This window comes from Chrysiogenia bacterium (genome assembly GCA_020434085.1).
Classification (GTDB): domain Bacteria; phylum JAGRBM01; class JAGRBM01; order JAGRBM01; family JAGRBM01; genus JAGRBM01.
The window spans coordinates 1-8,834 of record JAGRBM010000508.1 but is presented as its reverse complement, the minus strand read 5'-3'; the positions used below and the strand labels follow the sequence as shown (position 1 = coordinate 8,834).

Genomic DNA, 8,834 nt, shown 5'->3' with positions numbered 1-8,834 from the left:
TCGCGGCCGATCTTGGGGTCGAGCGCGCGATAAACGACGCCCATGCCGCCTTTCCCCAGTTCGGAAAGCAGCTGATAGCGGCCAAAGCGCGGTGGCTCTGCCGATGCGATGGCTTGCTGCGAAGAGATCGTCTTCTCTCCCGGAGCGCGGCCTCACCTACGGATCGGGAATCCCCCCAATAATACCGGGAACTTAGGGATTTTCAAGGGGTTTTTCGGGGGCGGAAGCCGGACAGGAATGGGATGCCTGGAACGCTCAACACTGTTGAAGACGTCCACGCATGGAAAGATATTCCGACAACCAGCCGCAAAACACGTGATTTCCCGTACTTACACCCAGACCGTTCTCTACAGAGAACGATTTCTACAAGTAAATAGCTGAAATTACTAGATTAAATTAGTCAAATAGCCAATATTAGTGTCGTGAACGAGAGAACGACATATCGCCCGACCCCCGTCCTCTACGACGACTACCGCGAATTCCTGCGGGAGATGGTGGACTACCTGCGCGAGACTTCGCGGGGGTTCTCCTACCGCAAATTCGCGCAGAGCGCGGGCTACGCCTCCTCGGGCTTCCTCAAGCATGTCGTTGAGGGCGAGCGCAATCTCTCGGACGCTTCGATTCGCAAGTTTGCCGACGCCCTGGGTCTCTCCGCCCGCGAGCGCGACGACTTCGCCCTGCTGGTGCACCTGGGCCAGGCGCGTACCGATACCGAACGCAATCGCTACTACCGCAAGCTGCGCACGCGCCGCAATGCGATCGAAGGCCGGACTTCGCTCTCCGAAGAACACTACGAGGCCTACTCGACCTGGCATGCGTTTCCGATTCGCGAAATCCTGCGTCTGCCCGACTTCCGTGAAGACCCCGAGTGGATCGGCCGCCGCCTCCATCCGCGCGTGAGCGCGCAGGAAGTCACCCGCGCGCTCGAAGTGCTCGAACGCGCGGGACTCATTGAACGGGACGAGGACGGGAAACTCGTTCCCTCACACAAGGCGCTTGAGACCTCACCCGATGTCGCATCACTGGCAGTGCGCAATTACCACCGTGGGATGCTTTCGCTGGCAGAAACAAGCCTCGACGGGCTTCCCAGGGATGCGCGCAACATCAGTTCGCTCACCGTCCGGATGAACCACAAGCAGTATGAGGCCGTGTGCGAGCGCATCTCCAGATTCCAGGATGAAATCCTCGACTACCTCAATGGCGAGCCCGAATCACCCAAAGGCGACGACCTCCCCGACGAACTCGAAGAGGAAATCTATTTCCTCGGTTACCTGACCGTACCGGCAACCCGAAAGGACAAAAAGAAGTGAAACAGTTTCTCTGCATACTCATGGTGATCTGCACCAGCATTCCGCTCGCAGGCGGATGTGGTGATGGCGGGTTGAAGACCGGCAACGGCATCACGCAAAGCCCGCAGATCAGCCTCGAAGCCACCTCCAGCAACCCGGTGGCCACCCTCTCGAAGTCCGCAACCCGCGCGATCGACGGCACACTCATCGGATACGATCAGCAGGGCACGAAGTTCGTCGTGGAATCGGCCCGCGCCAGCGTCCACGAGATCGAGGTCGAACTGCCCGGCCCGCTCGACTGCAATGACTTCGACGAAAACGAAGTCGACGACAACGAGTTCGTCACCGTCTCTTGCGAGGCCGACTCCGTCAGTATCGAAGGATCCATGGTCGCGGATCTGGTGAACAGGACCCTGACCCCGATGGTGCCGGAACTTCCGTTCCCCATCGCGTCCTACACCCACGGCAGCGTGCAGTTCGAACCCGCCGAAAATCTGCCCTCCATGGATCCGCTCTCGGACATCACCTTCCACGCGACCGGGCGCTTCGACTACGACGGCAGCGAGCGTACCTTTGAATTTGCGCTCGACTTCAGCGGGGAATCCTTTTTCGAAAACCTGACAGGTGTGCCCTTCGGCGACCTTGGAGAAACGCTGCGCCTGCAACTGGACGTGGCGAGCTGGTTCGCCGCCCTTCCCATCACCACGTGCCTCGACGACGGTGACCTCACGCTCACCGACAACCACTTGCTGATCGCCGACGGCATGGGCGGCTGCAGCGACGTGGAGAATGGCCTCAAGAGCGCGATCGTGGGCTCGGGCGAGCTCGAATCGGGCGAAGACGACTGAAACCAAGAAACTCCCGCATGGGCGGGAAGAAGGAAACAAGGAGAAAGAAGATGAAGAAACTATCAGCAACCCTATTCACGGCCGCACTGCTGGCCGCCTGCGGCGGAGGCTCCGGCAGCGCAACAGGAGTCGACGTGGTCTCCGGCGTGCGCATCCAGGCGACCTCCTCGGCGGCGGCAACTGCCTCGGCCAAGGCCACCGACCCCGTACCCGCAGGCCTTGCCATGGCCGACCAGGACGGAACGGTCTTCGTGATGGACACCGCGCGCGCCAGCGTCAAGGACGTCGAGATCGAACTGCCCGAAGGCATGGAGTGCGAAGACTCCGAGGACGACATCGCGAGCGAATTGCTCACCTGCGAATCGGTCGACGACAGCTTCGCCATCAAGGGCCCGTTCGTACTGGACCTGATCGCGGGCACCTCCACCCCCGACATCTCTGCAGTGGGACTTCCCTCGGGCACTTATAGCCACGTCGCGGTCAAGTTCGAGGAAGCCGAGGTCGAAGACGGTCTCGTCCCTGCCGAAGATCCCCTTGCCGGCCACACGATCTATCTCTCGGGCACCTTCAAGTTCGACCCCAATGACGCCGGTGAGACCGAGAAGACCTTCGAGATGCTCCTCAAGTTCAGCGAGGAAGCCGAGTTCGCCAACGTCGCCGGCGCGACCATCGACAGCCTCGCTGCTGACGACCTCATCCTCAGCCTCGACGTGGCGAGCTGGTTCAGCGCCCTGCCCATCACGAGCTGCATCACCAACGGCGACCTGCAGGTCGTGGACAATCACCTGATGATCTCCGACGCGACCGGCGACTGCCAGAACCTGGAAGACACCCTCAAGGAAGCCATCAAGGGTTCCGCCGAACTCGACGATGACCATCATGACGAGGGCAGCGATGACGGCAGTGACGACGGAAACGAGGATGAAGGCGCCGACAACTAACCCGCCCAGTACGGTCGCACGCTGATGCGGCCCCAGCCAAATGCCGGTCCCCCCACCGGCCGCCGGACCCGGAACCGTGCCCAGAGCGCGCTCCGGGCACTGGCGTAGAAGCAGCCCCACACAAACACGCCCGCCCGCTCCAGCATCCGCGTGCTCATGTTTACATTTTCCAAAAATTTTTCTTCCGGTTCTCCTTTCGGGCGGACGAAGACCGTTCCGAACAGTGGATTCTGCCGGTGGGCTCCGCACATGGGTTTGGCGAGCCAAACCCCCACCGGCGGGCAGGGGCATGGCTAGCCATGTCCACGTTCGGGCCATCGAAGACGCGCGGGCAAGAATTACCAACGGACCGCGTCCTCGCTATGGAAATGCGCGCAAAGCGCGCCCCACATCAGCTCTCCCCCGCTGTCGGGGGAGATGCCCGCAGGGCAGAGGGGGCTGGTACATCACTGCCCCCACAGTCCGGGCCTTGCCCGGCCAGCTCCCCCGGCGGCGGGGGAGCGCAACACAGTCGGGCCCAATGACCCTCTCTTTTTCAGTATGGGGAAGAAAGAAAATCACGCAAGGGGCGTGACCCATGATGGCCCACGATGGACCGAAATGACCCGAAATGGACCGCAGAATTTACATGGGGAGGAGCGGAATCTGGCGCAGGTGCAACCGCTCGGTCACGAAACGCTCATGGAACTGCTCGTAGAGCGAGGCGGCGATCTCCTCGGTAAAGCGCTTTTCGACCTCGACGTCCATCAGGCGCTCGATGAGGAAATCCTCCATCCGCCGGGCCAGCGCCGGGTCCTTCTCCAGCCCCTCGTCCTTTGCCAGCACCGCCAGCAGCCGCCGCTCGCTTACCTCGCGCTCGAGATCCGCCCTGCCCCCTGGAACCCCGTAACGCGGCCGCAACTGCGGCGACTTCTTCTGGAGGTGCAGGTCGATGTCGGCCTGGGAGACGGTGATCACGGGCTTGCCCGCCTGCGCGGGCTTGGTGGTGTTGCCGGTGCCGGTACAAGCGGTGAGGAGAAACAAGATTGAAAGTGTTGTTATAGTTAATTTCATGGCGGTGAAGTATGGCATGGCCTCGGTGGCGGACTATTAGGTTGGCGTTTCATTTTGGGGCAACCGGGCGCTTTGCTCCCAAGAACTGTGTTTACACTATCGATTATCGCACAATAACAGCTCGGCCTTCTCCGCCCACTGTTCAGGGTGCTGAATGAGATAGTGCAGGTCGTCAAAAAAACTGAACGTCGGATCAAAGCTAAAATCAAACTCAATGACGCGATCCCAAAAGGATGAATTGCCCCCGATAGCCAATTCACACTGATAGACTACTTCACCATTTCGGTGCAGAGTGAACTTCTGCACACCATCTACCACTTCGAGCACACTCGACAGATCACGCGTAAGTGGGAGAACCAATCCGTTACACCGGAACACAATCCCCTCCCGTGTCGCATAATACATTGCGAAATGCCCATCATGCTTAAAGTATTCACCTCGAATGGGCTTTGGATCGATAAGAGTGAACTGCTCCTTTAACTCTCCAGTAAGCAGGTCCAGTCGAAGGAACTTTGCTCTCCCGTCAGGCCTTGCCATCCAAACAACATTTCGCTTCGTTCGACTCATTTTACGCCCAGGGCTGCACTGATCTTCCTATTCGGCCTTGCCGCTGTTTCAATGATTTCTTCCCATGTCTTACCATGCTTGCGAAGCCACCCAATCGATGGCCCATAAATGCTGTCATATCCTTGCCCCCCAAGTCGCTTCGGTAAGATATTTCTTGCGTAGATTTTCAATCGTGTGCCCAACGGGGTTGCGCTCTTATATTTTTTGCCAATTTCCCTACGCAAGGAATGGAGAGTTCGGGCGACCTGTTCCACTCCCTCCCCCGCAGCACGCATGCTATCACCCAATCCTCCGAGTGCTTTAACTTCATCATCGTATGCCTGCCTAATTTTACCAAGTTCCGCAAGCCTGCCAGCTTTCTTGGCCTTGCGACCAGCTACAAATTTCCCGATCAGGCTGAAGACTACGCCTTTTCCACCAGCTTCGAGGATTTCACCAGTATCTGAGTAGGCCTCTTCAATATTCTCTCTTGTAATCGGCTTGGAACTCTGGCGACGAATCGCGTCCGCCTCTTCTTCATCGCAGGGTCCTAGTGCCTCACAAGTGGTTGCTATGAGATCTCCTGCGATGCCACCAGATTCTTGAATCTCCCCCATCTTCCGTTGGGATTCAGCAATTCGCTTTTGCTTACCCTCTGGCGAACGCTCGACATAATCATCATAAAGTTCCTCAAATTTCGCTTTGTACCGATTCTTCAACCCGTTGAGTTTCGTTCGAACTGCAGAGAAAATTCCGCCATTGTCTTCAGCTTCTTCTCCCTGCTGTTCTTTAAGTGCAGGATCACCGACAGGATAGTTCTCAAGAAACGCGTCAAAATCGACGATCTTGCCATCTTCGCATCCCGGCTTGTCCGGATCGCAGCCCGCCCATCCAAACGGATCGATATACGTCAGCGGATTGAGATTCGCATATACGTATTCCGAATACGTAAACGGATCGGCCGGGTTGTAGCTCTGCGGGTCTTCGCTGAGGAAGATGCCCAGTTCGGGATCGTACCAGCGGGCCTTCATGTAGTAGAGGCCGGTGTCGATGTCCCGCAGGTGCCCGGTGAAGGTGAGCTCGAGGCCGCTCGTGCCGCTCTCGTTGCGGGTCTTGCCGTGGGGATCGTAGGTGAGCGCGTGCAGCACGGTGCCGGCATCGCCCGTTTCGGCGACGACGGAATTGAGACGATCCTCGTGGATGTGGCGGGTGCCGCCCGGCGTGATGTTGGCCAGGATGCTGCGTCCCACGCCGCGGACCGGGCGGCTCTACCCTCACCCCACAAACGCCATCAGCACCAGATTCGACGCTGCGTGAAGCAGGATCGGGGCGGCGAGGTGGTCGCTGCGTTCTCTGGCCCAGCCGAAGAGGATGCCGGGGAGGAAGACGTTCATTCTCAGGATGTTGCCGTATCTTGCGGCGTGGGCGAGGCCGAAGAGCCAGGCGGTGAGCAGGGCGGCGGCCGAGATGCTCCACCGGCCGGTGCCGAACCTGCGGGGGAAGAGCTGCTGAAGCCGCCGCTGGAGATAGCCGCGGAAAAACCACTCTTCTGGAATCGCGGCGCCCAGGAACTGGCGGGCGACCAGGTCGGCCCAGGCGTAGGCGCCGTAGGGGAACTCGCTCGTGATCGGGCGCGGCGCGGGGAGTCCCAGCGCCAGCCCGCCGGCGAGGTACCAGATCAGCAGGAAGAGCGGGAAGATGATGAGACCCGTGATGGCGGCAAACTTCACGCTCCTCGCGAACTTGCCCGAGCCAAGACCCATTTCGGAAAGCGAGATGCGCCGCTGCGCGTAGGGCACGAAGGGCAGGTAGATGAGCGCCGCCGTGAGCACGAGTGGGTGATCGAGCCGCACGCTGCCCGAGCCGATGGAGAACTCGGGCACCATGGAAAGCGCGAGGATCGTCCCGAAAGACAGGACCACCTCCGCCACCAGGAGCTGGCGCCGCGGGGGCTTGGGCTGCTCGGGCGCGCCCTCTTCCGCGTCGGGATTTTGCGCCTCTTCGGGCCCTGTTTGCTCTGAATCCTGCTCGCTCATGCCGGTCAGGCTCTTAGCCGATGGAGGCTGGAATCACCACCGGGGGCGGGCTATGCTCGGCGCCAGCCAGCCGCCGCAAACTCACCATCGAGGGCAAACCGGCGCGCAGGCCCGCGAAAGCCAGTATTTCCGCATGTCCGAGAGCGAAAACCCAGAAGAAGAGGAAACCCCTGCCACCGGCGAAGAGTCCCCGGCCCAGGAGGAGTTTCTGCTGCCCCCCAGTGAGCCCCCGCGGCCGCCCTCGCGCTTCAAGAGGGCGGCAAAGCGCGCGCTGCTGGCCGCGCTGCTGCTCTCTGCCGTGGGCGGCGCCGCCCTGTTCTCCTATCTCGATCACCTGGGCGAGTCGCTGCCCCAGATCACGCGGCTCGACGATTACCGGCCCAACGTCATCACCCATGTCTACGATGCCAACGGCAAGAAGATCTGGGAGTTCTTTAAAGAGCAGCGGGTCGTCCTGCCGCTCGACCAGATTCCCGAGCAGATCCGCCACGCCTTCATCGCCGCCGAGGACGCAGGTTTCTACGACCACGGCGGGATCGACTTCTTCGGCATTTTGCGCGCGGCGGTTGCGAACCTGAAGGCCGGCGGCATCAAGCAGGGCGCCTCCACCATCACCCAGCAGGTCGCCCGCAGCTTCTTCCTCTCGCCCGAGCGCAAGTACGTGCGCAAGATCAAGGAAGCCCTGCTGGCCCGCCGCATCGAGGAGCGTCTGTCCAAGGACGACATCCTCATGCTCTACCTCAATCAGATCTACCTGGGCTCGGGCGCCTACGGCGTTGCCGCCGCGGCCGAGACCTATTTTCACAAGACGCTCGATGAGCTGACCCTTGCCGAGGCCGCTACCATTGCGGGCGTCACCCCGCGCCCGGCGGCCTACGCCCCCAACGTCAGCCCCGAGCTGGCCGGAAAGCGTCGGCGCTACGTGCTCGATCAGATGCTGGCCAATGGCTACGTCACGCAGGAAGCCCACGACGAGGCGGTCGCCGAGAAGATTCTCGCCTACGACCGCGTGCTACCCGAGAAGAAGTGGCCCCACATGGCCTACGCCATGGAGGAAGTGCGCCAGGAACTCGTCAAGATCCTCGGCGAGAACGAGCTCTTCCGCGGCCAGCTCTCGGTGGTAACCAGCTTCATCGACGAGCACCAGCAGGCCGCCTGGGCCGCCACCCGCGCGGGCATCGAACGCATGGACAAGCGCCAGGGCTATCGCGGCCCGGTCGAGCACATCGAGGACGAAGTCGAGCGCTCGGCGTGGCTCGCTACCGAGAGCGAAGAGCTGGCCAGGCGCCTCGCGCGCGAGGAATACAATCCCGATACCGATGGCCCCGTCTTCGAAGTCGGGGAGATTCGTCAGGCCATGGTCACGGGCTTTGGAAAGCGCGCGGGCGAAAATGCCGGCGACAACGACATCCCCTACGCGCAGATCACGCTGGCCGCCAACCAGACCGGCACCATCTTGCTTCCCGAGATGGACTGGGCGCGAGAGCCCAATCCCAACGAGAACCCGAAGAAATCGCAGATCGAAGATCCCAAGCAGGCGCTCTCGGTCGGCGACATCGTGAAGGTGCGGCTGCTCTCTATTTCGGTCGATCAGGCACGCGGCGCCGAACAACTGGGCGAGCTCTACCTGCCGGCGTATTCCTATGAGCTCTCGCTCTACCAGGTGCCCGAAGTGCAGGGCGCCCTGCTCTCGCTCGAGCCCTACACCGGCCGCGTGCGCGCGATGGTCGGCGGCTCCGACTACGCCACCAGCAAGTTCAACCGCGCCGTGCAAGCCCTTCGCCAGCCAGGCAGCGCGTTCAAGCCGATCATTTTCTCCAAGGCGCTCTCCAACGGCTACACCGCCTCGACCACCATCCTCGACGCGCCGGTGACCTATCAGGGTGCCAGCGACGCCGAAGTGTGGAAGCCCAAGAACTACGTTGATCGCTTCTCGGGCGAAGTCACCCTTCGCGAGGCGCTGACCCGGTCGATCAACACCATTCCCGTAAAAATCCTCATGGACCTCGGAGTGGACTACACCATCAACTACGCGCGTGATCTTGGCATCGAGAGCGAGCTCGCCCACGACCCGACCCTCGCGCTGGGCTCGTCGTCGGTCACGCTCAAGGACCTGTGCCG

General features: G+C 61.0%; 8 protein-coding genes. 4 read left to right on the top strand and 4 right to left on the bottom strand.

The window, feature by feature from the left end; genetic code table 11:
- The first annotated feature begins 422 nt into the window (after nt 1-422).
- The 3 genes from KDH09_17080 to KDH09_17070 are packed head-to-tail and all read left to right on the top strand — an operon-like array spanning nt 423 to nt 3,078.
- The gene (locus KDH09_17080; GenBank protein ID MCB0221414.1) at nt 423-1,310 is read left to right on the top strand and encodes a TIGR02147 family protein; all 888 of its coding nucleotides are present in this window, start codon (nt 423-425) and stop codon (nt 1,308-1,310) included.
- Nucleotides 1,307-2,137 (top strand): hypothetical protein, encoded by an 831-nt coding sequence (locus KDH09_17075; GenBank protein MCB0221413.1) that lies wholly within the window; start codon nt 1,307-1,309, stop codon nt 2,135-2,137. Before KDH09_17080 ends, KDH09_17075 begins: the two co-directional genes overlap by 4 nt.
- 50 nt (nt 2,138-2,187) lie before the next feature.
- Nucleotides 2,188-3,078, top strand: a complete 891-nt coding sequence (locus tag KDH09_17070) for a hypothetical protein (GenBank protein MCB0221412.1) — start codon at nt 2,188-2,190, stop codon at nt 3,076-3,078.
- 624 nt (nt 3,079-3,702) lie between these two features.
- On the opposite strand, the gene KDH09_17065 is transcribed toward KDH09_17070, so the two are convergent.
- The 4 genes from KDH09_17065 to KDH09_17050 form a co-directional block, all read right to left on the bottom strand.
- Nucleotides 3,703-4,101: a hypothetical protein gene (locus KDH09_17065; protein MCB0221411.1), complete on the bottom strand. Its 399-nt coding sequence runs from the start codon at nt 4,099-4,101 to the stop codon at nt 3,703-3,705.
- Between the two features lie 126 nt (nt 4,102-4,227).
- Nucleotides 4,228-4,698 (bottom strand): hypothetical protein, encoded by a 471-nt coding sequence (locus KDH09_17060; protein MCB0221410.1) that lies wholly within the window; start codon nt 4,696-4,698, stop codon nt 4,228-4,230.
- Entirely contained in the window at nt 4,695-5,927 is a 1,233-nt protein-coding gene (locus KDH09_17055) for an RHS repeat-associated core domain-containing protein (GenBank protein ID MCB0221409.1), read from the bottom strand. The genes KDH09_17060 and KDH09_17055 overlap by 4 nt, the downstream gene beginning before the upstream one ends.
- A gap of 24 nt (nt 5,928-5,951) precedes the next feature.
- Nucleotides 5,952-6,713 (bottom strand): CPBP family intramembrane metalloprotease, encoded by a 762-nt coding sequence (locus KDH09_17050; GenBank protein ID MCB0221408.1) that lies wholly within the window; start codon nt 6,711-6,713, stop codon nt 5,952-5,954.
- Between the two features lie 133 nt (nt 6,714-6,846).
- Here KDH09_17050 and KDH09_17045 point away from each other — a divergent pair.
- Nucleotides 6,847-8,834: transglycosylase domain-containing protein (locus tag KDH09_17045; protein ID MCB0221407.1), on the top strand; the 1,988-nt coding region annotated here is incomplete at its 3' end.